Genomic DNA, 24,599 nt, shown 5'->3' on the forward strand with positions numbered 1-24,599 from the left:
TACTCTAACTATTTCCTTTTAATTGACCACTAAAATTGAAAGTTGTATAATGCTAACTGGAGGAAATAATCATGGATTTACAAACTATTTTTGCATATGGGTTCATTCTCATTTTCATCATCACAGAAACGTGGATTAAAAGGAAAACAAAATCAAACAATGAAAATAACTCTGAAGACAAAGGAAGTCGTTACATCATTATTGGTAGTGTTGTTTGTTGTCTTCTATTAATGAATGAACAACTTCTACCTTCTATAGCTCAATTGCCACATTTTTTGATCTATATTGGAATTCTCCTTTCTCTAGCCGGCTTTGTATTACGTATCTATGCAGTTAATTATCTTGGGAAGAATTTTACACTTGCGGTTCAAACAACAGATAGTCAGCAGTTGGTAGAAGCAGGTCCCTACTCTATAGTAAGAAATCCTGCCTATACTGGTAGCATCGTATCCATACTTGGCTTGTCAATTGTTTCATTAAATCCTCTCACAATTATTATTTGTCTCATTCTATTGGTAGTTGGTTACAGTATTCGATTAAAAGTAGAAGAAAAAGCCTTATACAATCATTTTGGAGAAGCATATGAAACATACTGTCAAAAGGTTCGCTATCGAATTTTCCCTTATATTTGGTAATTTCATTCAAATATAACATACCTTTCAACTAGATTTGAATGATTACTAAACATGATAAATATTTTTTTAATGAAGGATTGAGTTTTGCGTTATGCAAGATTCAATCTTTTTAGTTTGATTTCACTCTGTTTATATCGGATACCACTATGTTGGACTTTAGGGTATTATTTCTCTAAAATAATTCTAGCTTTCCTTTCATAACATCTCCCAAAAATTTTTACTTTTTCGGAACTATTGATTTAAATCATATCCTTTAACTCAAAATTAGCTCCTAATCGGAGCTAACTTCTATTAACTATTTGTCTCTAACATCTTCTCACGTCCGAGCTCTCGATAACTACGGTCACCAACAACTTCTACGCTAAACTGACCGTCCTCATATTCAAGAATCGTCACGCTACCATTATCGAGACCATGCGGATGCATGCCATTGATCAGATAAACAATGGTACCAATCGTCATTCCATGGCTCACAACGAGGGCATTACCCCCACCTTGTTCTTCCATTTCTTTAGCAATCGCTTCAAAGCCTTCCTTGATTCGACCACTGAGTTTTTCCCAACCTTCAGCCCAGCCTGCAGTATCAACCTCTACCAAACCTTCTGCTAGTTCTGCATAGGACAACTGATGAACATGGTCTACATTGAAAATTCTCGGAATCAATCCCATAAAGAGGTCCCCATCATAGGCCCCATCAAAACTACCAAAGCACCACTCTCTGATGCGCTTGTCCATGCGGTAAGGGATTTTCCCCTGTAGTCCAAGTTCTTCTAGGATAATTCCCATGGTTTGAATAGTGCGACCTGAATCACTGGAATAAGCGCGGTCAAACTGCAAGCCAGACTCTCTCAAGCCAATTCCCAGTTCATGGATTCCCAACTCACCTTCTGCAGTCAGAGGTGTATCACTCCATCCTTGAGCACGTCCAATGGTGTTAAACATCGTTTTCCCATGACGGACCAAATACAATCTTACTTTAGACATTTTCTATCCTCCATTTTCTTCTATTATATCATGGATCAAAGAAATATTCGGCTTTCAAAAGCAAAGCCAACATTTGTAAATTATCCAAAAGAAAAGCTACCCTCATGGTAGCTTCCCTAGGAGATTATTATGAAAAAGTTTAGGATTTCTATTAAACAAAGTTAGGAGGTCTTCATTTAATGATTATAGTATACACATCCATCCTTAAAAACAACTTAAATCATCTCACTTTTTCTCAATTTTTAAAACTATGGATTGGAGCTGGGATTTGCCCACCACGAGAGATGAAATCAACAGACGAAGCCCCGTTGACTTTCATCACTGGAGCTGTCCCTAGCAAGCCACCAAACTCAATCATATCGCCTTCTTTGCCCTTTGGAATAATACGGACAGCCGTTGTTTTCATGTTAATAACACCAATGGCCGCCTCATCCGCAATCATAGCTGCAATGGTTTCAGCAGGCGTATCTTCCGGAATGGCAATCATATCCAGCCCAACTGAACAGATAGCCGTCATGGCTTCTAGTTTCTCTAAATTCAGAGAGCCATCTTGCACCGCAGCAATCATCCCCTCATCTTCAGAAACGGGGATAAAAGCACCTGACAAGCCACCGACTTGGTTACAAGCCATCACTCCGCCCTTCTTAACTTGGTCATTCAAAAGAGCGAGGGCAGCCGTCGTCCCATGCGTACCAACTGTTTCTAGGCCCATTTCCTCAAGGACACGTGCCACAGAATCACCAACTGCAGGAGTTGGCGCCAAGCTTAGATCGACAATTCCAAAGTTAACACCCAGTCTCTCGCTGGCCATCTGACCAACTAATTGACCGATACGAGTAATCTTGAAGGCCGTTTTCTTGACTGTTTCCGCTACTACATCAAAGCTCTGTCCACGAACTTTTTCCAAGGCACGCTTGACCACACCAGGGCCCGAAACTCCAACATTAATGATAACATCTGCTTCACCAACACCGTGGAAAGCCCCTGCCATAAAAGGATTGTCCTCAACAGCATTAGCAAATATGACCAACTTGGCCGCACCCATATCTGACAGCATAGCTGTTTCCTTGATGATACGTCCCATATCAGCGACCGCAGTCATGTTGATACCTGACTTGGTCGAGCCGATATTGACGGACGAACAAACCTTGTCTGTCTCAGCTAGAGCGCGGGGGATAGAATTGATGAGAATTTCATCTCCTTTTTGGTAGCCTTTTTGTACCAAAGCTGAGAATCCACCGATAAAGTCAACACCGATCTTCTTAGCCGCCCTATCAAGAGCCTTTGCCAAAACAAGATAGTCTGTCGTATCAGTCGCAGCACCAATTAAAGAAATCGGAGTCACCGATACCCGTTTATTAACAATAGGAATCCCAAGTTCTGCAGCAATTTCGTCTCCTACAGCCACTAAATTTGCAGCTTTAGTGGTGATTTTTTGGTAAATCTTTTCAGCAGCACGTTCAATATCTGGATCAATGCAGTCCAAAAGGGAAATCCCCATGGTGATGGTTCTGATATCGAAGTTCTGCTCCTCAATCATGGCAATGGTTTCTGTAACTTGTCTAATATCCATAGCCGCCTCCTAGATATTATACATAGCGTCAAAAATCGCCGCACTTTGAATATTGATTTTGACATTCAAGGCCTGACCGAAAGTTTCAAACTCATTTCGTAGATAAGTGAAATCCTGTTTTTCGTCACTAGAAACGACCGCCATCATAGTAAAGTATTCATCCAACACCGTCTGAGAAATATCGTCAATATTCAAACCCAAGTCTGCAATCTTAGTAGACACGCCTGCAACAATCCCAGCCTTATCCTTACCAACCACTGTAATAATAGCCTTCATCCTTATACCCCATTTCTACGATTTTTAGAAAAACTGAACGTTTTTGATTTTCTTTTTCCCTAGTATAGCATATTTCCATAGAAAATACTAAAAAACGCCTGCTTACGAAGTTGTTCTTAAGAAAAAAACAATTTCGTAAACAAGCGTCTACCCTATCAAATGATGATGAGTGTTCCCGCTAGGACTGAAGTCCCAGCGGTAGACCAGAGCTAGACTAAGAGCACAAGACTCCATCATCATAACACTCAACAAAATTGATGATTTTATACTAATTCGATGATCGCCATTGGCGCAGCATCACCACGACGTGGTTCAGTTTTAAGGATACGAGTGTATCCACCGTTACGTTCAGCATAACGAGGTGCGATTTCTGAGAACAATTTTTGAAGTGCTGTAGTAGAAGTGTACTTATCAGTTGCTTCATCATAGTTTTCAGATGCGATTTCATTACGTACGAAAGCAGCTGCTTGACGACGTGCATGCAAATCACCACGTTTACCTAGAGTAATCATTTTTTCAACAGTTTTACGGATTTCTTTAGCACGAGCTTCAGTTGTCACGATTGATTCGTTGATCAAAAGGTCAGTTGTCAAATCGCGAAGCATTGCTTTACGTTGTGAGCTAGTGCGTCCTAGTTTACGGTAAGCCATGTATTCCTCCTTTATTTATCTTTTAATCCAAGACCCAAGTCAATGAGTTTGAGTTTCACTTCTTCCAAACTCTTGCGTCCAAGATTTCGTACTTTCATCATCTCTGCTTCAGATTTTTCTGTCAAATCATGCACAGTATTGATACCGGCACGTTTCAAACAGTTGTATGAACGCACAGACAAGTCCAGTTCCTCAATCGTACGATCCAAAATACGATCGTCAGATTCAGTATCAGCTTCTTTCATCACTTCAGTTGACTTAGCAATCTCAGTAAGATTTGTAAACAAATCAAGATGTTCTGTCAAGATACGTGCTGAAAGCCCTAAAGCATCTTCTGGAATAATTGTTCCATTAGTCAAGATTTCAAGGGTTAATTTGTCAAATCCATCATTGCTACCTACACGAGCAGGCTCTACTTGATAGTTGACTTTTGTAACTGGTGTATAAATAGAATCTACAGCAAGTGTTCCAACTGGTGCATTATCTTTTTTGTTTTCATCAGCAGGTACATATCCACGACCACTGTTAACAGTCATTGTCGCTTTTAGAGAAGAACCTTCACCGATTGTAAAGAGATAATGATCTGGATTTACAATCTCAATATCACTGTCAGTCAAAATGTCTCCAGCTGTAATTTCAGCAGGACCTTCAACGTCCAGTTCAATGATTTTTTCGTCTTCAACGTATGATTTCACTGCAATCCCTTTAATGTTCAGAATGATTTGCATCACGTCTTCACGAACACCTGGAACTGTGTCGAACTCATGCAAGACACCTTCAATGTTGATAGATGTCACTGCTGCTCCTGGTAGAGAAGCTAGTAGTACACGACGAAGAGAGTTACCAAGAGTTGTACCGTAGCCACGTTCAAGTGGTTCGATTACAAACTTGCCATAATCTTTATTTTCATCAATTTTTGTTATATTTGGTTTTTCAAACTCAATCATTTAGTTACTCCCTCTTAAACGAAAAGCAGTGTAATGCGATGATTATACACGGCGACGTTTTGGAGGACGAGCACCATTGTGTGGCACTGGAGTCACATCACGAATTGCTGTTACTTCAAGACCAGCGGCAGCAAGCGCACGAATAGCTGACTCACGACCAGAACCTGGACCTTTTACAGTAACTTCAACTGATTTAAGACCGTGTTCTTGTGCAGATTTAGCAGCAGCTTCAGAAGCCATTTGAGCAGCGAATGGTGTAGATTTACGAGAACCTTTGAAACCAAGAGCACCAGCTGATGACCAAGCAATTGCATTACCATGCACATCAGTAATCATAACAATAGTGTTATTAAATGTAGCGTGAATATGAGCAATACCAGATTCGATATTCTTTTTCACACGACGTTTACGTGTTGGTTTAGCCAAGACTTTTACCTCCTATATTATTTTTTCTTACCAGCAATCGCAACAGCTTTACCTTTACGAGTGCGAGCGTTGTTTTTAGTGTTTTGTCCACGGACAGGAAGTCCACGACGGTGACGAATACCACGGTAAGAACCGATTTCCATCAAACGTTTGATGTTCAAGTTTACTTCACGACGAAGGTCACCTTCAACTTTGATTGCATCCACTTCACGACGGATAGCATCTTCTTGATCTGATGTAAGGTCACGTACACGAACATCTTCTGAGATTCCAGCAGCAGCCAAAATTTTCTTAGATGTTGCAAGTCCGATACCATAAACGTAAGTCAATGAGATTACTACGCGTTTGTCATTTGGAATGTCAACTCCAGCAATACGAGCCATGTTTTCTCCTTTCTATCTTATCCTTGACGTTGTTTGTGTTTTGGATTTGCTGGGCAAATTACCATAACACGACCATTACGACGAATTACTTTACAGTATTCGCAAATTGGTTTGACCGATGGTCTTACTTTCATTTCTTATCCCTCCAAGTTTTTCGATTATTTAAAGCGGTAAGTGATACGTCCACGTGTCAAGTCATATGGACTCATCTCGACAGTAACACGATCTCCCGCTAAAATACGAATATAGTTTTTACGAATTTTACCAGAAACTGTTGCTAAAATCTGATGTCCATTTTCAAGTTCAACCGTAAACATTGCGTTAGGCATTGTATCGACTACTTTGCCTTCAACTTCAATCACATCGTCTTTTGCCACGCAAAAGCACCTCCATAAATTTCGATTCGATGCCTCTGAAAACAGAGACAACAATTATAAGTCAGACTATTTCAGTATAACATTTGTAGCGATTTTTTGCAAGTGTGAAAAACGCTTTATTTCAAATTTGTCAATACTTTTTCGATATCTTTGAACACATCATTGATATCTTGATTTCCTTCGATATCGTGGACCAATCCTTTGGCACGGTAGTGAGCAATGATTGGTTCACCTTGGGCGATATTCACATCCAAACGACGCTTCACTGTCTCAGGTTTGTCATCCTCACGTTGGTAATAATCTTCCTCTTTATAGTCAACGGGTGGGTTGAAAACTTTGTGGAAGGTTTCACCTGTTTCGCGGTGGATGATACGGCCACTCAAACGTTCCAAGAGACAATCTGGGTTCACTTCGATATTGATCACACCTTCTAGTTCGATACCGAGTTCCGCCAATGTTTTGTCCAAGGCATGAGCTTGTTCAATCGTACGTGGGTAACCATCCAACAAGAAACCTGTTTCTTTGATGTCGTCCTGTGAAAGGCGTTCTTTAACAATTCCATTTGTAACTTCATCTGGAACCAACTCACCTTTGTCAATATATGACTTCGCAAGTACACCCATTTCAGTTTGATTTGCCATAGCAGCACGGAACATATCTCCAGTTGAAATGTGTGCCACGTGGAATTGCTCCACAATTTTAGCCGCTTGCGTTCCCTTACCTGCTCCAGGTAAGCCCATAATCAAAAGATTCATGATAGGATCTCCTTATTTTGTATTTAAATAGAAGCAGAAATCTCTTTCAACCCCTATTTAAAAACAAAATAGAAGAGGGGAGACGAAAATCTCTCTGATAGATAGACCTTCATACTCCACTCTCTAAGCAAAAGTAATTTTGCTTTTATTCTGTTTTGTCCATGAAACCAACATACTTACGTTTCAATAGGTAACCTTCAAGTTGTTTAATTCCTTCGATACCGGTTGAGATAATGATCAAAAGACTAGTTCCCCCAAAAGCAACAGCTTCTGAAAGACCAAAGACATCTTTTGCCACAATCGGCAAGATTGAAATCACACCAAGGAAGATTGATCCGACAGTCGCAAGGCGACGAAGAAGTTTCGACATGAACTCTTCAGTACCCTTACCAGGACGGACACCATGAATGTAGGCTCCACTCTTTTGCAAGTTTTCTGCTGCCTTCTCTGGATTGATCTGTACAAATGTATAGAAGAATGTAAAGAGAATGATTAACAAGGCATACATAGCAACACCTGTCGGAGATGTTGTAGATAACATTTCCTGTGCTGTACGTACCCAAGCCCAATCATGACCTGTAGCACTCAAAAATTGAAGAATGGCTGCAGGTGCTGCTGTGATGGAACTTGCAAAGATAACTGGGATAACCCCCGCTGGGTTTACCTTCAATGGAAGGTATGAGCTTGATGGGGCTCCTTGAGCAACTTTTGTATATTGGATTGGAATTTTATATTCTGCCTGTTGAACAAAGGTTGTAAAGTAAACAATCAACAAGACAGCGATAATCAAAATAACGACAAAGATAATAGATGAAGTCAAACGGCTACTTGGAATATTGACGAAGTAGTCAACATAGATGCCTTTAATCATCTCAGGAATTGAAGCAACAATACCTGCAAAGATAATCATAGAAACACCGTTTCCGTATCCCTTATCTGTAATTTGTTCCCCGAGCCAAGTTACAATCATACTACCTGCTGTAAGGATAATACCGATAGTAACAAAGACTTGTGGAGTTAACGCTGTCGTTAATAATTTCGCCCCAGATAGAGTATTAAATCCTGCTGTAATCCCGATAGATTGAACAAATGCAAGTACAAGTGCAATATAACGGGTAGCTTGGTTTAGTTTTCTCCGTCCTACTTCCCCTTGTTTGCCCCATTCTACAAACTTCGGTAAAATATCCATTTGTAGCAATTGAACAACGATTGAAGCAGTGATATACGGACTTACTCCGAGTGCAAAAACGGAGAAGTTCTTCATGGCATTCCCTGAAACAAGACTAAGCATGTTCAAAAAAGATAAACCACTAAGAGCTTCTAAACTTTTTGCATTCACACCTGGAACAGTAATACTTGTCCCAATACGGAAAACAAGAATGATAAAAATCGTAAAGAGAATTTTTGATCGAACTTGTTTAACCTTGAGCGCTTCTTTTAATAATTTAAAAAACATGGGTCACCTCTCTTAGATGACTTCTACAGAACCACCTTTAGCAGTGATAGCTTCCTCAGCTGATTTAGAGAATTTAGCTGCTTTCACAGTCAATTTCTTAGTCAACTCACCGTTACCAAGAATTTTAACTCCTGATTTTTCAGCTTTCACAATTCCTGCTTCGATAAGCACAACTGGAGTTACTTCTGCACCGTCTTCAAAGACGTTCAATTGGTCAAGGTTTACAATTGCGTATTCTTTAGCGTTGATGTTAGTGAATCCACGTTTTGGAAGACGACGGAACAATGGAGTTTGTCCACCTTCAAAACCAAGGCGAACTCCGCCACCGCTACGAGCTTTTTGACCTTTTTGACCGCGACCAGATGTTTTACCGTTACCTGATGAAGTACCACGACCAACACGGTTACGTACTTTACGAGAACCTTCTGCAGGTTTCAATTCATGAAGTTTCATTATTATTTTCTCCTCTTTTGTAAAATGCTAGCGCCGATAAGAGAGAAAAGGTTGTCTCCCTTATCAACTCGCCTATACATCGTCATCTAAGATGACTATACCTAGTTTTAGGGGATGAGTATTGCCACATCCCCTAAAAATTCATTAGTTTACTTCTTCAACTGTTACCAAGTGAGATACTGCAGTGATCATACCACGGATAGCAGCGTTGTCTTCTTTGATAACAGAGCTGTTCAATTTGCCAAGTCCAAGTGCTACAACAGTTTTACGTTGTGATGGAATGCGTCCGATTGGAGACTTAGTCAAAGTAATTTTAATTTGAGCCATTTTATCCCCTTTCTTATGCCAAATCAGAAACTGAAATACCACGAAGGGCAGCAACTTCTTCAGCGCGTTTCAATTGTTTCAAACCTTCAACAGTTGCGCGAACAATGTTGATTGGAGTGTTAGAACCAAGTGATTTAGATGTAATATCTGCCACACCTGCCAATTCCACAACGGCACGAACTGCACCACCAGCGGCAACTCCAGAACCTTCTACAGCAGGTTTCAACAATACTTTAGCTCCACCGAATTCTGAAAGAACTTCGTGTGGGATTGTTGTTCCAACCATAGGAACCTCAATCAAGTTTTTCTTAGCATCTTCTACTGCTTTGCGGATTGCTTCTGGAACTTCTTGAGCTTTACCAGTACCAAATCCTACGCGACCGTTGTGGTCACCAACAACAACAAGAGCTGCGAAACGAAGACGACGTCCACCTTTAACAACTTTTGTAACACGGTTGACAGCAACTACGCGTTCTTCTAATTCAACTGCATTGTCTTTAAATGCCATTTTCTAGTGTCCTCCTATTAGAATTTCAATCCGTTTTCACGAGCTGCATCAGCCAAAGCTTTCACACGTCCGTGATATAGATATCCACCGCGGTCGAACACCACTTCTGAAATACCTTTAGCGTTTGCACGTTCTGCAACGAGTTTACCGACAGTAACGGCTTGTTCAGTTTTAGTTCCTTTTGAAACTTCTTTGTCAAGAGTTGAAGCACTTGCGAGCGTTACACCCGCTACGTCATCAATCACTTGAGCGTAGATGCCTGTATTAGAACGGAATACGTTCAAACGTGGGCGATCAGCAGTTCCAGAGAGTTTTCCGCGAACGCGACGGTGGCGTTTTTGGCGGAGTTTGTTTTTATCTGGTTTAGAAATCACAGTTTTCACCTCTTTAGTTTTAAATCATGTGCTATGCACTAAGTTGGAAAATAGGTCGGTGGTTGAAAATCAACCACTCAACATTATTTACCTGTTTTACCTTCTTTACGGCGAACGAATTCACCAACGTAACGGATACCTTTACCTTTATATGGTTCTGGTGAACGAAGGCTACGTACGTAAGCAGCTGTTTGACCAACTACTTCTTTTGAAATTCCGCTAACAACGATTGTTGTTGGGTTTGGAAGTTCAAAAGTAATTCCTTCTGGAGCTTCAACTTCGTCTGGATGAGATTTACCAACAGCCAAAACAAGTTTTTTACCTTGAAGTTGTGCACGGTAACCAACCCCACGCATTTCAAGTTCTTTCTTGAATCCTTCTGATACACCAATTACCATGTTGTTCAAAAGGGCACGAGTGGTTCCGTGGATTGTTTTCATTTCTTTTGAATCGTTTGGACGGTGAAGAGTTACTTCAGTACCTTCCACACGAATTTCAATATCTTTTGAGAACTCACGAGTAAGTTCTCCTTTAGGTCCTTTTACAGTTACAACGTTGTCATTGTTAGCGATTTCAACACCAGCAGGCAACACGATAACTTTATTACCAATACGTGACATGTTTATTTTCTCCTGTTAAATTGTCAGGCCATAACGGCCAGTTTTCACGGGGGGGGTAAATCGATTTCTCGATTTATAGGAACATTTAGGTTTCAATTTCAAAGTGAATCTAGGCATCGTCTCGTAGGCATAACTTTGGGTTAGGCAAGAGACGATAACGAGGAGTCACAAAGAAATTGGGAGCTAAATATTACCAAACGTAAGCGATAACTTCTCCACCAACGTTCTTTTGGCGAGCTTCTTTATCAGTAAGCAAACCTTCAGAAGTTGAAAGGATAGCAATTCCAAGTCCGTTAAGAACTTTTGGAAGATCTTCACGTTTTTTGTAGACACGAAGTCCTGGTTTAGAAACACGTTTCAAGTTAGTGATAACTTTTTCACCGTTTGGTCCGTATTTAAGGAATACACGGATGATGCCTTGTTTGTCATCTTCGATGATTTCTACGTTCTTAACAAAACCTTCGCGTTTAAGGATTTCAGCAATCCCTTTTTTGATGTTTGATGCAGGTACTTCAAGTACTTCGTGTTTCGCTTGGTTAGCGTTACGAATACGAGTTAGGAAGTCTGCGATTGGGTCAGTCATAACCATTTTGTTTTTCTCCTCTTACTAGTAGTTTGCAAGTTGCACTTGCTAGTTAATACATGATACAAAGAGCGTAACAGCAAGAGCAAAAATAGACAATTTGATGCTGGAGCGATGCTCCAAAGAAAATTGGTCTTTTTTGCCAAAGCTGTAGCTCGTGTTCAAATTGGCAAGCCCAACTGAACCCGGGCTAAACTCTGCGTGAAAAAGATAAACTTTCCTAGAAACTTCAGTTTCTTCGTCAAGTTTCCTATTTTCACTTTGAGTTTTGACGCCCTTGATATCTTAAATTACCAAGATGCTTTTGTTACACCAGGAATTTGTCCTTTGTAAGCTAATTCACGGAAGCAAACACGGCAAAGTTTAAATTTGCGGTAAACTGAATGTGGACGACCACATTTTTCACAACGAGTATAAGCTTGAGTAGAGAACTTCGCTGGACGTTTGTTCTTAGCAATCATTGATTTTTTAGCCATTAGATTTACCTCCTATATTATTTTGCAAAAGGCATTCCAAGGCCTGTAAGCAATGCACGTGACTCTTCGTCAGTGTTAGCAGTTGTTACGATAACGATGTCAAGACCACGAGTTTTGTCAACGTCATCAAAGTTAATTTCTGGGAAGATCAATTGTTCTTTCACACCAAGAGTGTAGTTTCCGCGTCCATCAAATGATTTTGTTGGAACACCGTGGAAGTCACGCACACGTGGAAGTGAAACTGAAACCAATTTGTCCAAGAATTCGTACATACGTTCACCACGAAGGGTAACTTTTGCACCGATCGCTACACCTTCACGAAGACGGAAGCCGGCGATTGATTTTTTAGCTTTAGTGATAAGTGGTTTTTGACCTGAGATAAGTGCCAATTCTTCAGCAGCTTTTTCAAGACTTTTAGCGTTTGATACAGCTTCACCAACACCCATGTTCAAAACGATCTTATCTACTTTAGGCACAGCCATCACTGATGAGTAGTTGAATTGTTCTGTCAAAGCAGGAACTACTTCATTAAGATATTTTTCTTTTAAACGATTTGCCATTATACTTCTCCTTTCCTTCGTGATTAATCAAGCACTTCGCCTGATTTTTTGTTGTAGCGAACTTTTTTACCGTCTACAAATTTGTAACCAACACGACCAGCTACACCATTTTTGTCCAATACTTGAACGTTTGATACGTGGATAGCTGCTTCTTTCTCGATGATACCACCTTGAGGAAGTTCGTTAGTTGGACGTTGGTGTTTCTTAACGATGTTGACACCTTCAACGATAACTTTGTTTACTTTTGGAAGGGCAGTAAGGACAACAGCTTCTGTTCCCTTATCTTTACCAGCGATTACGCGAACTTTGTCGCCTTTTTTTACAAACATTAGGTTTCTCCTTGATTTTTCTTACGCCCATAAGGGCACCCTAGCATTAAGCTAGGGGACTAGTTTGTTTGTTTTTGCTCTGCGAAAATCAAAGCAATCCTTCGTCAGTTTCAACTCACCTAACTTAAGTTATGCTTTCGTCTTACTTCCTAGACTTGTTTTAATTTTCTTTGAGCAACCAATTAAAGTACTTCTGGAGCAAGTGACACGATCTTCATGAAGCCACCTTCACGCAATTCACGTGCAACTGGGCCAAAGATACGTGTTCCGCGAGGAGTTTTGTCTTCACGGATGATAACTGCTGCGTTTTCGTCAAATTTGATGTATGAACCATCAGCACGACGAGCACCTGATTTAGTACGAACGATAACAGCTTTTACAACGTCACCTTTTTTAACCGCACCACCAGGAGTAGCTTGTTTTACAGATGCCACGATAACATCACCGATGTTTGCAAATTTACGTCCTGAACCACCAAGAACTTTGATAGTCAAGATTTCGCGCGCACCGCTGTTGTCTGCGACTTTCAAACGAGTTTCTGTTTGAATCATTTCAGTTTTCTCCTTTCAGGTTTGATTAGATGATGACCGCTTCTTCAACAACTTCTACAAGACGGAAACGTTTTGTAGCTGAAAGCGGACGAGTTTCCATGATACGTACGATATCGCCTTCTTTGGCAACATTGTTTTCATCATGTGCTTTGTATTTCTTAGAGTAGTTAATACGTTTACCATAGACTGGGTGGTTACGTTTTGTTTCAACTACAACTGTGATTGTCTTGTCCATTTTGTCAGATACAACACGTCCAACAAGAACTTTACGATTATTGCGTTCCATTGAAATTTCTCCTTCCCTAGTCTATTATTTCGCTTCAGATTGAACTGTTTTGATACGAGCGATTTGTTTTTTAACTTCTTTCAAGCGAGCTGTTTGTTCCAATTGACCAGTAGCAGCTTGGAAACGAAGTTCAAACAATTCTTTTTTCAATTCGTTTTCGCGCTTCGCGAGTTCTTCTTGAGAAAGACCACGAAGTTCTTTAACAAATTCTTTTACTTCATTAAGTTTCATGCCTTCTCCTTATTCTGCTTCACGTTTTACGAATTTACATTTAACTGGCAATTTGTGGCTTGCAAGACGAAGCGCTTCGCGAGCGATTTCTTCAGATACACCAGCGATTTCGAACATCACTTTACCACGTTTAACTGGTGCTACCCAACCTTCAGGTGCCCCTTTACCAGATCCCATACGCACACCGATAGCCTTAGCAGTGTATGATTTGTGTGGGAAGATTTTAATCCAAACTTTACCACCACGTTTCATGTAACGAGTCATGGCGATACGAGCAGCTTCGATTTGGCGGTTAGTGATCCAGTGGCTAGTTGTAGCTTGAAGACCGTATTCACCGAATGCTACTTCTTTTCCACCTTTTGCTTCACCGCGCATTTTTCCACGGAATTCACGACGGTGTTTAACACGTTTAGGTACTAACATTGGTTATTTACCTCCTTTAGTGTTTTTACGAGCTGGAAGAACTTCACCACGGTAGATCCATACTTTAACACCAAGTTTACCGTATGTAGTATCTGCTTCTTCCCAAGCGTAATCGATATCTGCACGAAGTGTGTGAAGTGGAACAGTTCCTTCAGAGTATCCTTCAGCACGGGCAATATCTGCACCGTTCAAACGACCTGATACTTGAGTTTTGATTCCTTTAGCTCCAGCACGCATTGCACGTTGGATTGCTTGTTTTTGTGCACGACGGAAAGCGACACGTTGCTCCAATTGACGAGCAATTCCTTCACCTACAAGGTGAGCATCCAAATCAGGTTGTTTGATTTCGATGATGTTGATGTGTACTTGTTTTCCAGTCAATTTGTTAAGTTTTGCACGGAGTGCATCAACGTTAGCACCACCTTTACCGATAACCATACCTGGTTTAGCAGTGTGAAGTGAAACGTTAACTTTGTTTACTGCGCGTTCAATTTCGATAGTTGAAACTGCTGCGTCAGCAAGTTCTTTTTGAACGAATTTACGGATTGCAAGATCTTCATGAAGGTAATCCGCGTATTCTTTTTCAGCATACCATTTGGCATCCCAATCACGGATGATGCCGACACGCATACCAATTGGATGTACTTTTTGACCCACGATGTTACCTCCTTATTTTTCTGCAACAGCTACAGTGATGTGAGCTGTACGTTTGTTGATTGGTGAAGCTGAACCTTTCGCACGTGGACGGAAACGTTTCATAGTTGGTCCTTCGTTTGCGAATGCTTCAGATACTACCAAGTTAGCTTTGTCCAAACCAAAGTTATTTTCAGCGTTAGCTACAGCTGAATTCAAAACTTTCAAGATGATTTCAGCAGCTTTGTTTGGTGTGAATGTCAAGATTGCAATAGCATCGGCTACGCTTTTACCACGGATGTTGTCAAGAACAAGACGTGATTTACGAGGTGAAACACGTACTGTACGAGCCATTGCTTTAGCTGAAGTAATTTCTGCCATTTATGTTCTCCTTATTTTCTACGTGTTTTCTTGTCGTCTGCAGCGTGACCTTTGTAAGTACGAGTTGGTGCAAATTCACCAAGTTTGTGACCTACCATGTCTTCTTGGATGTAAACAGGTACGTGTTTACGTCCGTCATAAACTGCAATAGTGTAACCAATGAAACTTGGGAAGATCGTTGAACGACGTGACCAAGTTTTGATAACTTTTTTCTTTTCGTCGTTAGCTTGAGCTTCAACTTTTTTCATCAAATGCTCATCGACGAAAGGTCCTTTTTTAAGACTGCGTCCCATTTTTATATTTTCTCCTTTAAATGTTGTACCACAGCGGCTTGCGCTCACATGGAGCGCTACCGAGCTGGCGGATTTCCTAGTTGCTTAGGCGACTAGTTTACTATTATTTCTCGTTGCGACGACGAACGATAAGTTTGTCAGATTTCGCTTTCTTGTTACGAGTTTTAAGACCAAGAGCAGGTTTGCCCCATGGAGTAGATGGCGCTTTACGACCAACTGGTGCTTTACCTTCACCACCACCGTGTGGGTGATCGTTAGGGTTCATTACAGAACCACGAACTGTTGGGCGGATACCTTTCCAACGGCTACGTCCTGCTTTACCAAGGTTTACAAGTCCATGTTGTTCGTTTCCGACAACACCAACTGTAGCACGACAAGTTCCAAGAATCATACGAACTTCGCCAGATTGAAGACGAACAAGAACGTATTTACCTTCTTGACCCAATACTTGGGCAGAAGCACCAGCAGCACGTACCAATTCTCCACCACGACCTGGTTTCAACTCGATATTGTGAATCAAAGTACCAACTGGGATGTTAGCAAGTGGAAGAGCGTTTCCGACTTTGATATCTGCTTCAGGACCTGAAACGATACGTTGACCAACTTCAAGACCTTTTGGAGCAATGATGTATGCTTTCACACCGTCAGTGTAGTGTACAAGAGCGATGTTTGCAGAACGGTTTGGATCGTACTCGATTGTTTTAACAACTGCTTCAACGTTGTCTTTGTTACGTTTGAAGTCAACCAAACGGTAGAAACGTTTGTGTCCACCACCTTGGTGACGAACAGTGATACGACCGTTGTTGTTACGACCAGCCTTGCTCTTCAAAGCAACAAGCAATGATTTTTCAGGAGTGCTTGTTGTGATTTCAGCGAAATCCAAAGAAGTCATATTACGGCGACCGTTTGTTGTTGGTTTATAAACACGAATTCCCACGATATTTCCTCCTTAGATTATTCAGCTTCAGCAGCGAACAACTCGATTGCTTTTGAATCAGCTGTAAGTGTGATGATAGCTTTTTTAGTTTTGTTAGTAAAACCAGTGTAACGTCCAACACGTTTTGCTTTTGGTTTTACGTTGATTGTGTTAACGTTGGCAACTTTAACACCTTCGAAAGCAGCTTCAACAGCTTGCTTGATCAAAAGTTTGTGTGCACGAGTGTCAACTTCAAATACATATTTTCCTGCTTCAAGTTGAGCCATTGAGCTTTCAGTGATAACAGGTTTTTTGATAACATCATACAAATTCATTATGCAAGAACCTCCTCGATTTTAGAGATAGCTGCTTGTGTGACAAGAAGTTTGTCGCTATTTGCGATGTCAAGAACACTTGCAGTTGTAGCAGTTGCAACTTTCACGTTTGGAAGGTTACGAGCTGAAAGAGCTGCGAATTCATTTCCTTCTTCAAGGATAACAAGAACTTTAGAATCGATGCTCAATGCTGCAAGAACTTTTGCAAATTCAGCAGTTTTTGGAGCTGTAAATGAAAGAGCGTCTACAGCTACGAATTTGTTTTCAGCAACTTTTTCAGAGTAAACTGATTTAAGAGCTAGGCGACGAACTTTTTGTGGAAGTTTGTAGCCGTATGAACGTGGAGTTGGTCCGAAGACAACACCACCACCACGCCATTGTGGTGAGCGGATAGAACCTTGACGAGCACGTCCAGTTCCTTTTTGACGCCATGGTTTGCGTCCACCACCTGATACTGCAGAGCGGTTTTTAACAGCGTGTGTTCCTTGACGAAGGCTTGCGCGTTGGCTGATGATCACATCAAACACAACTGATTCATTTGGTTCGATACCAAATACTGCATCGTTAAGAACAACTTGGCCAGCTTCTTTACCAGTTTGGTCAAATAATGTTACGTTTGCCATTGTGACTGATTTCCCCTTTCTTTATTATTTACCAGCTTTAACTGCTGATTTGATAGTGATAAGAGATTTCTTAGCACCTGGTACGTTACCTTTGATAAGGATAACGTTCTTTTCTGGAACAACTTGTACAACTTCAAGGTTTTGAATTGTTACGCGGTCGCCACCCATACGTCCTGCAAGGTTTTTACCTTTGAATACGCGGTTAGGTGCAACAGGTCCCATAGAACCTGGACGACGGTGGTAACGAGAACCGTGAGCCATTGGTCCACGTGATTGTCCGTGGCGTTTGATAACACCTTGGAAACCTTTACCTTTAGAAGTACCAGTTACGTCAACAACGTCTCCAGCTGCGAATGTTTCAACTGTGATTTCAGCACCAACTTCCAAGCCTTCAACGTTTTTGAATTCACGAATGAAGCGCTTAGGAGCCGTGTTAGCTTTCGCTACATGTCCTTTAGCAGGTTTGTTGCTCAATACTTCGCGTTTGTCATCGAAACCAACTTGGATAGCGTTGTATCCGTCTGTTTCAACAGTTTTAACTTGAAGAACAACGTTTGGAGTTGCTTCAATAACTGTTACAGGGATCAATTCGCCAGCTTCAGTGAAGATTTGAGTCATTCCCACTTTTTTCCCTAAGATTCCTTTTGTCATGAGAAAATAGTTCCTTTTCTATATTTTTTATTCAAAAAGTTTTTAACGAGCGTTTTTTATGCTCAAGTCTAAGATACAAAGGGCGTCAAACTCAAAGTGAAAATAGGAAACTGACGCAGTGTCTAACAGACACTAGGAAGTTTATCTTTTTCACACCGAGTTTAGCCCGTGTTCAATTAAATTGAAACACCAGCCTCTGCTCTTTTATATTTTAGATTAAAGTTTGATTTCTACGTTTACACCACTTGGAAGATCCAATTTCATCAACGCATCAACTGTTTTTTGAGTTGGGTTAACGATATCGATCAAACGTTTGTGTGTACGCATTTCAAATTGTTCGCGAGAGTCTTTGTATTTGTGAGTCGCACGAATGATTGTGTAGAGGCTACGCTCAGTTGGAAGTGGGATTGGACCCGCAACTTGTGCACCTGTACGAGTAGCTGATTCTACGATTTTTGCAGCCGCTGTGTCAAGCGTACGGTGTTCGTAAGCTTTCAAACGGATACGGATTTTTTTGTTTGCCATCTTTTTCTCCTTTTCGTCTATTTAAGATAATAGGCTAGCTCCACAAGAAAACCGACGCGCGTTGCGTGGCAATGCAACCGAGCGTGTCGCAACCTCTTGCATCAAAGCTAAGGCTGTAATTTACAGCACCATAATAGAATAACACAAAGCCCCTACGATTGCAAGGGATTTGTGAGCTTTTTTTCGTTTTTTTAAGATGAAACTGTTTTCTCTTTTCATCTTTCCAAGATTACGGATTTATATCTATAAAAAACCGTCTTTTCTTCTATATAATGTGTGTCATTTTGACCTTGAATGTATCTTCTGATTGATCTACTAAAATGTCCGCTTTAGACTCGTTTTCTCTATAGTATCGCAGATACTGCTCCCGTCTCATCTGATGGCTAGCCAATACAAAAGATGCATCCCGATTTCTCATAGTCGTATCTCGAGCTAAGCGCCTCTTTAATTCGGTCTCCTCATCCGTGTAGAAACAGATAGTTTTGTCAAAGAGTTCCTTGGGTAGAAATCCCACAGACATCCCTTCAACAATCAGAATTGGTTTGGCTCCAGACAAGACCTCGCTAGCCTTCCACGGTTCATCGATTGTTAAGACATCCATACCTGCCTGCAAGGCGAGAATATCTCTCTGTAAACTTGCCAGTTCATGTGCTACAGGCAGACAAGCTGTCACCTTTTGATCTGGTGCTTGCTTTGGTACTACCAGGTGACGTTCTGAAGTGATATAGGGATCTGTTTCTAGTAAATTTACTGTAGTGGAATCTAGGGCTTGATGTAATTCCTGAGCGAAGGTTGATTTACCTGAAGCCCCATGACCGTAGATCCCTAGCGTCCTAATTCTTCCCGTTTCGATCTCTGAAACCAGTTGTTCTATCAGGTCTTTTTTCTTCATTCTCTCTTCACCTGCTCATAGCTTTCTTTTCCGTCATTAAGTTTGTCCCAAATCACTATTTGACCTTGTTTGAGAGATTTTTGCACATCGATAATTCGTTGATTAGAAGACCCTCGAAACTGGAGCATAAGATTGCGCTTGCTTTTATCATACCGTCCATCGACAAGGATGTCAATCAGCGACAAGAGTTCCAATTTGTCTGGAGTCTCCAGCATCATTTCTTCCCAAGTGTAGCCCGTCCAGGACCAGATGTCTTTGTCTGGCAATTCCTTTCGAATTCGCTTAACGAGAGGTAAGAGGATACCTGTATTAAGAAAAGGTTCTCCCCCCAGCAAGGTCAATCCTTGAACATAGGGCTGGGCAAGGTCTACCATGATTTGTTCTTCTAATTCTGCCGTATAGGGAATGCCTGCGTTGAAAGACCAAGTCGCAACATTATAGCACCCCTCGCAGTGAAACATGCAACCTGATACATAGAGAGAGTTGCGCACACCTTCTCCATCGACAAAGTTAAAAGCCTTGTAATCAATGATTCGCCCTTTACTAAGCTCCTCACTTTTCCATTCACCTGGTTTTGGTGTATTCCATGTCATCCTTTTACTCCAAATCTATCCAGTAACGTTCTACGCCATTGCGAACATCCTCAAAGAGTCCTCCATTTGCCACAATCACCGCCCTACTAGCAGGATTTTCCGTACTACAGGTCACAAGTGCTTTTTTGATGTTCTTTTCCTTGGCGACTTGTAAGCCTTGTCGGAGAGCTTCTTTGGCATAACCTTTGCCTCTTTCAGAGGGGCGAACGGAATAGCCGATATGGCCACCATTTTCTAGTAAGTAGTCATTTAATCGGAGACGAAGGTTGAGAAAGCCAAGAGCCTGGCCTGCTACGTCAAAACTAATCAGCTGGATAGCAGGAACCCAGTTTTCAGGAATATTGAGTCCCGCTTCCGCTTGAAGATTTTCTTCTAGCCACTCTTCATAAACAAAATTCTCAGCATCCCAAAACCCGCCATCGTGGGCTGATTGAGTCTGTTCAAACTCTGCCATCATCTCTAAAACTGTTTCTTTATCTGCCAATATCGGTCTGCGTAGTTCCATATTCCCATCCCACCTAAGAGAAAAGTGAGAGCAGACTCTCACTTTTATTTTTTCTTGCTCTTGTTTAAAAACTGTTCTCTGAGGTTGAGCAAGCGTTCTTTTTTACCTGTCCCACCTTTCGAGTGTTTCTCGTGATAACGGGTCACTTGTGCGCGTCCCTTATCGTCTAATTGGTATTTCCCCATTGCGTTTCCTTCTAATTTGTTACTTCATGTCCGGCTGTTTTAATAGTTGAACCGTTCATGTGTTTGACACGCGCAGCGATTTCCTTGTGGCGTCCATTAACCATCGGACGCGCTTGAGGATTTCCCAGATAACCACACGTACGTTTGACCACATCTACTGTTTTAGGGTCGCTATTGCCACAGTTGGGACAAGCAAAGCCTCGCTCAGTTGGTTCAAAATCCCCTTCAAAGTCACACTTGTAGCAACGATCAATCGGAGTATTGGTCCCTAGATAGCCGACACGGTCATAGGCATAGTCCCAAACAGCTTCCAAGGCTTTAGGATTTTGTTGAAGAACTGGATACTCACAATAATGGATGAAACCACCTGACGCACCTGCTTCTGGATAAACTTTCTCAAAGTCTAATTTTTCAAACGGCGTTGGATTTTTCCGGACATCGTAGTGGAACGAGTTGGTGTAGTATTCCTTATCCGTGATGTCAGGAATAGAACCGAACTTCTCTGTGTCTAAGCGACAGAAGCGATCTGTCAGACTTTCAGACGGTGTGGAGTAGATAGAGAAATGGTAACCATATTGGTCAGACCACTCTTCCACACGACGTTTCATATCGCGAATAATATCCAATGTGAATTCCTTGGCTTCAGGATTGCTTTCCCAGCTATTTCCAAAGAAGACTGTAGCCACTTCGTACAAACCGATGTAGCCCAGCGAAACTGTCGCACGGCGATTCTTAAAGAGTTGGTCAACACTTTCTTCTTTTCCGAGACGGCGGCCGAAGGCTCCATACTGATAAAGGATAGGGGCATTTGCTGGTGTTGCTTCCTTGGTTCGTTCGACACGATAAACCAGAGCATCCTCCGCAATGTTCATTCTCTCGTTGAAGATTTCCCAAAACTTATTCAGATCTCCTTCAGACTCGAGGGCGATACGAGGCAGATTAACCGTCACAACACCTAGATTCATCCGACCTGAATTGACCTCTACGCCATTCTCATCCTTCCATCCTTGGAGGAAGGAGCGACAACCCATAGGAACCTTGAAGGAACCTGTCAGTTCAATAATCTTATCATAGGACAAGACATCTGGGTACATCCGCTTGGTTGCACACTCGAGGGCCAACTGTTTGATGTCATAGTTTGGAGTTCCCTCTTCCAAGTTAAGGCCTCTTTTAAGCGTAAAGATAAGTTTTGGGAAGATGGCTGTGCGGTGTTCTGAACCAAGCCCCTTGATACGAATGGTCAAGATAGCTTTTTGAATTTCCCGTTCAAAACGACTAGTTCCTAGACCAAAACCTAGTGAAGTAAAAGGTGTTTGTCCATTTGAAGTGAAGAGGGTGTTGATTTCATACTCAAGAGATTGCATGGCATCGTAGATGTCTTTTTGAGTTTTCTTCCAAGCATAATCTTCCCGTTTCTCGGGCAAGACCCACTCTTCCGCATCCTTGAGGTGCTTTTGGTAATTCTTCTCCGCATACGGAGCCAAGACTTCATCGATACGGTCAGCTGAGCAACCCCCGTACTGGCTAGAAGCAACGTTAGCGATGATTTGAGAAATTTGAGCTGTCGCAGTCTGGATAGACTTGGGACTCTCTACCTCTGCATTCCCAATCTTAAAACCATTTTCTAGCATGCCTTTAAAATCAATCAAACAGCAGTTGGTCATAGGAGTGTAGGGACTGTAGTCCAAGTCATGATAGTGGATATCCCCTTTTTGGTGAGCATTAGCTACGTGCTTAGGAAGCATTTGCAGCCCAATCGACTTCCCAACAATCCCTGCTGTCAAATCACGCTGGGTGTTGAAGACATCGCTGTCTTTATTGGCATTTTCATTGACAACTGCTTGATCTTTATTGAGAAGTTTATGGATACTAAAGTTGATATCTGTCGCTTTTGAGCGCTCAAAATCCCTTTGTGTCCGATAAGTGATATACTCCTCAGCTAGTGCATACTCTTTGGCTTCAAGGAGTTCGTGCTCTACGACATTTTGAATTTCATAAATCTTGACACCTTGAGGGAAGCGGCTGTGAATTTCAGTCACGATTCTTTCAACTAGACCATTTAGGCGTTTTTCTACTAGAGGCGTAACGTCCATAACCTTTTCCGCCGCCTTGTGGAGAGCCTTGTCAATCTTGTCTACATCAAACACCACTCGTCTACCATCTCGTTTTTCAACGAACAAGGTGGGAACGGTTGCAAGCTTTTCTTCTAATACAATCATATCCATGCTCTTTTCTAAAATGTTGTTCTATGAAGTATTATACCACTCTTAAAATAAAAATCAATATCTTGTGTTAAAAATCCTAAAAATTTTAAAATTCCACAAGATATTGATTTTTTGTTATTTGGATTTATAAAGTTTGAACTCGCTAGTATTTGTCTGAACAAGCTCATAGTTTTCACTGAGCCAGCTCTCTACATCTGACCACAAGGCAACTTTTTGATTGACCACAATCATCTTCGGTTGATTCTCTTTCAGGTCATTCATCAGTTTGGTTTTATTTTCATCGCTTGCAGTATAAAGTGTTGGAGTTGATAGAGAAGTCGGCGCCAAGCGTTCACTTGCACGGTAGAAATCAGGACGATCATCCCAAGCATAGACACGATCCTCAGAACTCGTTTGTTGTTTGACCACGCTAGCAAGACGGTCTCTCTCCTGATAAGTCGTTGGGTGAGAAAGGTAACGACTCACAATAGGAAGAACAATGAGATAAGCAAGGGCAATCAGTGGTAGATAGAAATTTCCTTTAAAGAAAGAAGTTTGTTTCTCACGTCTTCTTCTACGACGACTCCCTCCCTCCGAAACATCTTCCTTGATTCCTGTCAGAAGGAGCAAGACCAAGAAAGGAATTAGCACCACAAGACGAGTACCGTTGATAGGTTCTTGGGAGAGAATCAAGATTCCTAAAGAAATCAACAATCCCAAGCTAGTAGCAATTGAGAGGGCATATTGCTTGGCTGGTTTTGACTGGAACAAGCCTGCAAAGAGCAAACCAAGGGAACCTAATCCAATAGCAAGCAAACCATAGAAGGCTGCATTTTCAAGCAAATGCGAATTTGAAAAGAGGCTAAGAGTATTTACCGGATACAAGGTCTGGCTAATAGCATCTCCAAAACTACCTGTCCACACTGTATAGTAGCCTAAAGGATAGAATAAGAGTGAAAATCCTAGGGCTGACGCAAAGAACTGATATAGACCATGAACAAAGTGACCTTTAGCTAGATTAAAGCCGATAATCCCCAAGGCCAGTACAGCCGCAAACAAGACGGTTGGGATTGGCGCAAGGAAGAAAGCGAGAGCAAGGCTCATCCCCACTCGTACAAATCCTTTATCATCCTTTGGAAAAGCGAGATAATTTGTAACGATACTCAATGAATAAAATAGGAAAGGCAGGGCTAGCAAAAGAGCATAGCCACCACCAAAAGCGAGTCCAGCTACAAGCAAGTATAAAATAAAGACAACTCGCTTCGCTTCCTTTTCTTGGCCGACAAGAGTATTCGCAGCCTTAAAAAGAAAAACACCTGCTCCAAACAAGGCCAACCACTCAACCAAAGCAATCAGAATACTACCTTGAAAAAGGTAGGTTAGCACATAATAGAGCAATCCCTCCGTCCCAAAATAATCTGTATACATTTGACCATTTTGATGCAAGGCCCAACCGGTATAAAGATCCTGACTTTGTTGCGGACTGATTAAACCAAAAATAAAAGGCAGGGCAACCGAAATGGCTGTGGCCACTAAACTCCAAAGCAAAATACTAAAAAAGGGAATGGGAGCTCCTTCTCGTTTTTCTGGCACTGACCAGTCTTGGTAATGAGATTCTTCTTGTTTCTCATCTATTTTCCCGTATACGTTCATTCAATTTCTCCTCTAAGTTTATCTGTT

Annotated in this window: 39 protein-coding genes; 1 reads left to right on the forward strand and 38 read right to left on the reverse strand. The window is 41.4% G+C overall.

What is annotated here, in order from left to right:
* Nucleotides 1-71: 71 nt before the first annotated feature.
* Nucleotides 72-635 carry a methyltransferase family protein gene (locus CO686_RS08125; RefSeq protein WP_000365730.1) on the forward strand — a complete coding sequence of 188 codons (564 nt, stop codon included), beginning with the start codon at nt 72-74 and terminating at the stop codon, nt 633-635.
* 291 nt (nt 636-926) lie between these two features.
* Here CO686_RS08125 and CO686_RS08130 read toward each other — a convergent pair whose 3' ends face one another.
* The 38 genes from CO686_RS08130 to CO686_RS08315 form a co-directional block, all read right to left on the reverse strand.
* Nucleotides 927-1,619 carry a histidine phosphatase family protein gene (locus CO686_RS08130; RefSeq protein ID WP_000049281.1) on the reverse strand — a complete coding sequence of 231 codons (693 nt, stop codon included), beginning with the start codon at nt 1,617-1,619 and terminating at the stop codon, nt 927-929.
* Between the two features lie 235 nt (nt 1,620-1,854).
* Nucleotides 1,855-3,192: a PFL family protein gene (locus CO686_RS08135; RefSeq protein ID WP_070656867.1), complete on the reverse strand. Its 1,338-nt coding sequence runs from the start codon at nt 3,190-3,192 to the stop codon at nt 1,855-1,857.
* Nucleotides 3,193-3,201: 9 nt separating this feature from the next.
* Entirely contained in the window at nt 3,202-3,468 is a 267-nt protein-coding gene (locus CO686_RS08140) for an ACT domain-containing protein (RefSeq protein WP_000644107.1), read from the reverse strand.
* A 263-nt stretch (nt 3,469-3,731) separates the two neighbouring features.
* On the reverse strand, nt 3,732-4,118 hold the full coding sequence (gene rplQ / locus CO686_RS08145) for a 50S ribosomal protein L17 (protein WP_000331493.1): 387 nt from the start codon (nt 4,116-4,118) through the stop codon (nt 3,732-3,734).
* An 11-nt stretch (nt 4,119-4,129) separates the two neighbouring features.
* The gene (locus CO686_RS08150; protein ID WP_000568993.1) at nt 4,130-5,065 is read right to left on the reverse strand and encodes a DNA-directed RNA polymerase subunit alpha; all 936 of its coding nucleotides are present in this window, start codon (nt 5,063-5,065) and stop codon (nt 4,130-4,132) included.
* A gap of 42 nt (nt 5,066-5,107) precedes the next feature.
* Nucleotides 5,108-5,491 carry a 30S ribosomal protein S11 gene (gene rpsK / locus CO686_RS08155; protein ID WP_001118385.1) on the reverse strand — a complete coding sequence of 128 codons (384 nt, stop codon included), beginning with the start codon at nt 5,489-5,491 and terminating at the stop codon, nt 5,108-5,110.
* A gap of 17 nt (nt 5,492-5,508) precedes the next feature.
* Nucleotides 5,509-5,874, reverse strand: a complete 366-nt coding sequence (gene rpsM, locus CO686_RS08160) for a 30S ribosomal protein S13 (protein WP_000090781.1) — start codon at nt 5,872-5,874, stop codon at nt 5,509-5,511.
* 17 nt (nt 5,875-5,891) lie between these two features.
* Nucleotides 5,892-6,008: a 50S ribosomal protein L36 gene (rpmJ, locus tag CO686_RS08165; protein ID WP_001808836.1), complete on the reverse strand. Its 117-nt coding sequence runs from the start codon at nt 6,006-6,008 to the stop codon at nt 5,892-5,894.
* Between the two features lie 24 nt (nt 6,009-6,032).
* Nucleotides 6,033-6,251 (reverse strand): translation initiation factor IF-1, encoded by a 219-nt coding sequence (gene infA, locus CO686_RS08170; RefSeq protein ID WP_001029883.1) that lies wholly within the window; start codon nt 6,249-6,251, stop codon nt 6,033-6,035.
* Between the two features lie 116 nt (nt 6,252-6,367).
* Nucleotides 6,368-7,006 (reverse strand): adenylate kinase, encoded by a 639-nt coding sequence (locus tag CO686_RS08175; protein ID WP_001050433.1) that lies wholly within the window; start codon nt 7,004-7,006, stop codon nt 6,368-6,370.
* Between the two features lie 145 nt (nt 7,007-7,151).
* On the reverse strand, nt 7,152-8,462 hold the full coding sequence (gene secY / locus CO686_RS08180; protein WP_000465385.1) for a preprotein translocase subunit SecY: 1,311 nt from the start codon (nt 8,460-8,462) through the stop codon (nt 7,152-7,154).
* A 12-nt stretch (nt 8,463-8,474) separates the two neighbouring features.
* Entirely contained in the window at nt 8,475-8,915 is a 441-nt protein-coding gene (rplO, locus tag CO686_RS08185; RefSeq protein WP_000766089.1) for a 50S ribosomal protein L15, read from the reverse strand.
* A gap of 144 nt (nt 8,916-9,059) precedes the next feature.
* Nucleotides 9,060-9,242, reverse strand: coding sequence for a 50S ribosomal protein L30 (gene rpmD / locus CO686_RS08190; RefSeq protein ID WP_000057241.1), 183 nt, complete (start codon nt 9,240-9,242; stop codon nt 9,060-9,062).
* A 13-nt stretch (nt 9,243-9,255) separates the two neighbouring features.
* The gene (gene rpsE / locus CO686_RS08195; RefSeq protein ID WP_000874204.1) at nt 9,256-9,750 is read right to left on the reverse strand and encodes a 30S ribosomal protein S5; all 495 of its coding nucleotides are present in this window, start codon (nt 9,748-9,750) and stop codon (nt 9,256-9,258) included.
* A gap of 17 nt (nt 9,751-9,767) precedes the next feature.
* Nucleotides 9,768-10,124: a 50S ribosomal protein L18 gene (gene rplR / locus CO686_RS08200; RefSeq protein WP_004244055.1), complete on the reverse strand. Its 357-nt coding sequence runs from the start codon at nt 10,122-10,124 to the stop codon at nt 9,768-9,770.
* Between the two features lie 83 nt (nt 10,125-10,207).
* Nucleotides 10,208-10,744: a 50S ribosomal protein L6 gene (rplF, locus tag CO686_RS08205; protein ID WP_084918094.1), complete on the reverse strand. Its 537-nt coding sequence runs from the start codon at nt 10,742-10,744 to the stop codon at nt 10,208-10,210.
* 190 nt (nt 10,745-10,934) lie between these two features.
* Entirely contained in the window at nt 10,935-11,333 is a 399-nt protein-coding gene (gene rpsH, locus CO686_RS08210) for a 30S ribosomal protein S8 (RefSeq protein WP_000245504.1), read from the reverse strand.
* 284 nt (nt 11,334-11,617) lie between these two features.
* Nucleotides 11,618-11,803: a type Z 30S ribosomal protein S14 gene (locus CO686_RS08215; RefSeq protein WP_001085697.1), complete on the reverse strand. Its 186-nt coding sequence runs from the start codon at nt 11,801-11,803 to the stop codon at nt 11,618-11,620.
* A 17-nt stretch (nt 11,804-11,820) separates the two neighbouring features.
* Nucleotides 11,821-12,363: a 50S ribosomal protein L5 gene (rplE, locus tag CO686_RS08220; protein ID WP_000013542.1), complete on the reverse strand. Its 543-nt coding sequence runs from the start codon at nt 12,361-12,363 to the stop codon at nt 11,821-11,823.
* A 23-nt stretch (nt 12,364-12,386) separates the two neighbouring features.
* The gene (gene rplX / locus CO686_RS08225) at nt 12,387-12,692 is read right to left on the reverse strand and encodes a 50S ribosomal protein L24 (protein ID WP_000497691.1); all 306 of its coding nucleotides are present in this window, start codon (nt 12,690-12,692) and stop codon (nt 12,387-12,389) included.
* 182 nt (nt 12,693-12,874) lie between these two features.
* Nucleotides 12,875-13,243, reverse strand: a complete 369-nt coding sequence (rplN, locus tag CO686_RS08230; RefSeq protein WP_000616545.1) for a 50S ribosomal protein L14 — start codon at nt 13,241-13,243, stop codon at nt 12,875-12,877.
* Nucleotides 13,244-13,268: 25 nt separating this feature from the next.
* A complete protein-coding gene (gene rpsQ / locus CO686_RS08235; RefSeq protein WP_000440801.1) occupies nt 13,269-13,529 on the reverse strand; it encodes a 30S ribosomal protein S17 in 261 nt (86 codons plus the stop codon).
* A 24-nt stretch (nt 13,530-13,553) separates the two neighbouring features.
* On the reverse strand, nt 13,554-13,760 hold the full coding sequence (gene rpmC, locus CO686_RS08240; protein WP_000772918.1) for a 50S ribosomal protein L29: 207 nt from the start codon (nt 13,758-13,760) through the stop codon (nt 13,554-13,556).
* Between the two features lie 9 nt (nt 13,761-13,769).
* Nucleotides 13,770-14,183: a 50S ribosomal protein L16 gene (gene rplP, locus CO686_RS08245; protein ID WP_000960946.1), complete on the reverse strand. Its 414-nt coding sequence runs from the start codon at nt 14,181-14,183 to the stop codon at nt 13,770-13,772.
* A gap of 3 nt (nt 14,184-14,186) precedes the next feature.
* A complete protein-coding gene (gene rpsC / locus CO686_RS08250) occupies nt 14,187-14,840 on the reverse strand; it encodes a 30S ribosomal protein S3 (RefSeq protein ID WP_000529936.1) in 654 nt (217 codons plus the stop codon).
* Nucleotides 14,841-14,852: 12 nt separating this feature from the next.
* Complete coding sequence (gene rplV, locus CO686_RS08255) at nt 14,853-15,197, reverse strand: 50S ribosomal protein L22 (protein ID WP_000818137.1); 345 nt, start codon at nt 15,195-15,197, stop codon at nt 14,853-14,855.
* 11 nt (nt 15,198-15,208) lie between these two features.
* Nucleotides 15,209-15,490: a 30S ribosomal protein S19 gene (gene rpsS / locus CO686_RS08260; protein WP_000533766.1), complete on the reverse strand. Its 282-nt coding sequence runs from the start codon at nt 15,488-15,490 to the stop codon at nt 15,209-15,211.
* Between the two features lie 103 nt (nt 15,491-15,593).
* A complete protein-coding gene (gene rplB, locus CO686_RS08265; protein ID WP_000512910.1) occupies nt 15,594-16,427 on the reverse strand; it encodes a 50S ribosomal protein L2 in 834 nt (277 codons plus the stop codon).
* Between the two features lie 17 nt (nt 16,428-16,444).
* Nucleotides 16,445-16,741, reverse strand: coding sequence for a 50S ribosomal protein L23 (locus tag CO686_RS08270; RefSeq protein ID WP_001055347.1), 297 nt, complete (start codon nt 16,739-16,741; stop codon nt 16,445-16,447).
* Complete coding sequence (gene rplD / locus CO686_RS08275) at nt 16,741-17,364, reverse strand: 50S ribosomal protein L4 (RefSeq protein WP_000024537.1); 624 nt, start codon at nt 17,362-17,364, stop codon at nt 16,741-16,743. The genes CO686_RS08270 and rplD overlap by 1 nt, the downstream gene beginning before the upstream one ends.
* Nucleotides 17,365-17,388: 24 nt before the next feature.
* A complete protein-coding gene (rplC, locus tag CO686_RS08280; protein ID WP_000160197.1) occupies nt 17,389-18,015 on the reverse strand; it encodes a 50S ribosomal protein L3 in 627 nt (208 codons plus the stop codon).
* Between the two features lie 216 nt (nt 18,016-18,231).
* On the reverse strand, nt 18,232-18,540 hold the full coding sequence (gene rpsJ / locus CO686_RS08285; RefSeq protein WP_001284513.1) for a 30S ribosomal protein S10: 309 nt from the start codon (nt 18,538-18,540) through the stop codon (nt 18,232-18,234).
* A gap of 265 nt (nt 18,541-18,805) precedes the next feature.
* On the reverse strand, nt 18,806-19,432 hold the full coding sequence (locus CO686_RS08290) for a uridine kinase family protein (RefSeq protein WP_049520529.1): 627 nt from the start codon (nt 19,430-19,432) through the stop codon (nt 18,806-18,808).
* Complete coding sequence (nrdG, locus tag CO686_RS08295; RefSeq protein WP_049520530.1) at nt 19,429-20,025, reverse strand: anaerobic ribonucleoside-triphosphate reductase activating protein; 597 nt, start codon at nt 20,023-20,025, stop codon at nt 19,429-19,431. Before nrdG ends, CO686_RS08290 begins: the two co-directional genes overlap by 4 nt.
* Before the next feature lie 4 nt (nt 20,026-20,029).
* On the reverse strand, nt 20,030-20,530 hold the full coding sequence (locus tag CO686_RS08300; RefSeq protein WP_065371528.1) for a GNAT family N-acetyltransferase: 501 nt from the start codon (nt 20,528-20,530) through the stop codon (nt 20,030-20,032).
* A gap of 44 nt (nt 20,531-20,574) precedes the next feature.
* Nucleotides 20,575-20,715 carry a hypothetical protein gene (locus tag CO686_RS08305; RefSeq protein ID WP_000521627.1) on the reverse strand — a complete coding sequence of 47 codons (141 nt, stop codon included), beginning with the start codon at nt 20,713-20,715 and terminating at the stop codon, nt 20,575-20,577.
* Between the two features lie 11 nt (nt 20,716-20,726).
* Entirely contained in the window at nt 20,727-22,934 is a 2,208-nt protein-coding gene (nrdD, locus tag CO686_RS08310) for an anaerobic ribonucleoside-triphosphate reductase (protein WP_049520569.1), read from the reverse strand.
* 120 nt (nt 22,935-23,054) lie between these two features.
* A complete protein-coding gene (locus tag CO686_RS08315) occupies nt 23,055-24,572 on the reverse strand; it encodes a damage-inducible protein CinA (RefSeq protein WP_065371526.1) in 1,518 nt (505 codons plus the stop codon).
* Nucleotides 24,573-24,599: the final 27 nt, after the last annotated feature.

It is taken from the genome of Streptococcus oralis, assembly GCF_002386345.1.
GTDB classification, from domain to species: domain Bacteria; phylum Bacillota; class Bacilli; order Lactobacillales; family Streptococcaceae; genus Streptococcus; species Streptococcus oralis_S.

Coding starts and splice junctions, on each gene's coding strand:
- rpsS (WP_000533766.1), bottom strand. CDS start 15,490: ATGGGACGCAGTCTTAAAAAAGGACCTTTCGTCGATGAGCATTTGATG.
- rpsM (WP_000090781.1), bottom strand. CDS start 5,874: ATGGCTCGTATTGCTGGAGTTGACATTCCAAATGACAAACGCGTAGTA.
- rplO (WP_000766089.1), bottom strand. CDS start 8,915: ATGAAACTTCATGAATTGAAACCTGCAGAAGGTTCTCGTAAAGTACGT.
- rplF (WP_084918094.1), bottom strand. CDS start 10,744: ATGTCACGTATTGGTAATAAAGTTATCGTGTTGCCTGCTGGTGTTGAA.
- rpsH (WP_000245504.1), bottom strand. CDS start 11,333: ATGGTTATGACTGACCCAATCGCAGACTTCCTAACTCGTATTCGTAAC.
- CO686_RS08270 (WP_001055347.1), bottom strand. CDS start 16,741: ATGAATTTGTATGATGTTATCAAAAAACCTGTTATCACTGAAAGCTCA.
- CO686_RS08135 (WP_070656867.1), bottom strand. CDS start 3,192: ATGGATATTAGACAAGTTACAGAAACCATTGCCATGATTGAGGAGCAG.
- rpmC (WP_000772918.1), bottom strand. CDS start 13,760: ATGAAACTTAATGAAGTAAAAGAATTTGTTAAAGAACTTCGTGGTCTT.
- CO686_RS08140 (WP_000644107.1), bottom strand. CDS start 3,468: ATGAAGGCTATTATTACAGTGGTTGGTAAGGATAAGGCTGGGATTGTT.
- rplN (WP_000616545.1), bottom strand. CDS start 13,243: ATGATTCAAACAGAAACTCGTTTGAAAGTCGCAGACAACAGCGGTGCG.
- rpmJ (WP_001808836.1), bottom strand. CDS start 6,008: ATGAAAGTAAGACCATCGGTCAAACCAATTTGCGAATACTGTAAAGTA.
- rpsE (WP_000874204.1), bottom strand. CDS start 9,750: ATGGCATTTAAAGACAATGCAGTTGAATTAGAAGAACGCGTAGTTGCT.
- CO686_RS08130 (WP_000049281.1), bottom strand. CDS start 1,619: ATGTCTAAAGTAAGATTGTATTTGGTCCGTCATGGGAAAACGATGTTT.
- CO686_RS08125 (WP_000365730.1), top strand. CDS start 72: ATGGATTTACAAACTATTTTTGCATATGGGTTCATTCTCATTTTCATC.
- CO686_RS08305 (WP_000521627.1), bottom strand. CDS start 20,715: ATGGGGAAATACCAATTAGACGATAAGGGACGCGCACAAGTGACCCGT.
- rplD (WP_000024537.1), bottom strand. CDS start 17,364: ATGGCAAACGTAACATTATTTGACCAAACTGGTAAAGAAGCTGGCCAA.
- CO686_RS08315 (WP_065371526.1), bottom strand. CDS start 24,572: ATGAACGTATACGGGAAAATAGATGAGAAACAAGAAGAATCTCATTAC.
- nrdG (WP_049520530.1), bottom strand. CDS start 20,025: ATGACATGGAATACACCAAAACCAGGTGAATGGAAAAGTGAGGAGCTT.
- secY (WP_000465385.1), bottom strand. CDS start 8,462: ATGTTTTTTAAATTATTAAAAGAAGCGCTCAAGGTTAAACAAGTTCGA.
- rplV (WP_000818137.1), bottom strand. CDS start 15,197: ATGGCAGAAATTACTTCAGCTAAAGCAATGGCTCGTACAGTACGTGTT.
- rpmD (WP_000057241.1), bottom strand. CDS start 9,242: ATGGCTCAAATTAAAATTACTTTGACTAAGTCTCCAATCGGACGCATT.
- rpsJ (WP_001284513.1), bottom strand. CDS start 18,540: ATGGCAAACAAAAAAATCCGTATCCGTTTGAAAGCTTACGAACACCGT.
- rpsQ (WP_000440801.1), bottom strand. CDS start 13,529: ATGGAACGCAATAATCGTAAAGTTCTTGTTGGACGTGTTGTATCTGAC.
- rplC (WP_000160197.1), bottom strand. CDS start 18,015: ATGACAAAAGGAATCTTAGGGAAAAAAGTGGGAATGACTCAAATCTTC.
- CO686_RS08300 (WP_065371528.1), bottom strand. CDS start 20,530: ATGGAACTACGCAGACCGATATTGGCAGATAAAGAAACAGTTTTAGAG.
- nrdD (WP_049520569.1), bottom strand. CDS start 22,934: ATGATTGTATTAGAAGAAAAGCTTGCAACCGTTCCCACCTTGTTCGTT.
- CO686_RS08175 (WP_001050433.1), bottom strand. CDS start 7,006: ATGAATCTTTTGATTATGGGCTTACCTGGAGCAGGTAAGGGAACGCAA.
- CO686_RS08150 (WP_000568993.1), bottom strand. CDS start 5,065: ATGATTGAGTTTGAAAAACCAAATATAACAAAAATTGATGAAAATAAA.
- rplE (WP_000013542.1), bottom strand. CDS start 12,363: ATGGCAAATCGTTTAAAAGAAAAATATCTTAATGAAGTAGTTCCTGCT.
- rplP (WP_000960946.1), bottom strand. CDS start 14,183: ATGTTAGTACCTAAACGTGTTAAACACCGTCGTGAATTCCGTGGAAAA.
- rplQ (WP_000331493.1), bottom strand. CDS start 4,118: ATGGCTTACCGTAAACTAGGACGCACTAGCTCACAACGTAAAGCAATG.
- CO686_RS08290 (WP_049520529.1), bottom strand. CDS start 19,432: ATGAAGAAAAAAGACCTGATAGAACAACTGGTTTCAGAGATCGAAACG.
- CO686_RS08215 (WP_001085697.1), bottom strand. CDS start 11,803: ATGGCTAAAAAATCAATGATTGCTAAGAACAAACGTCCAGCGAAGTTC.
- rplX (WP_000497691.1), bottom strand. CDS start 12,692: ATGTTTGTAAAAAAAGGCGACAAAGTTCGCGTAATCGCTGGTAAAGAT.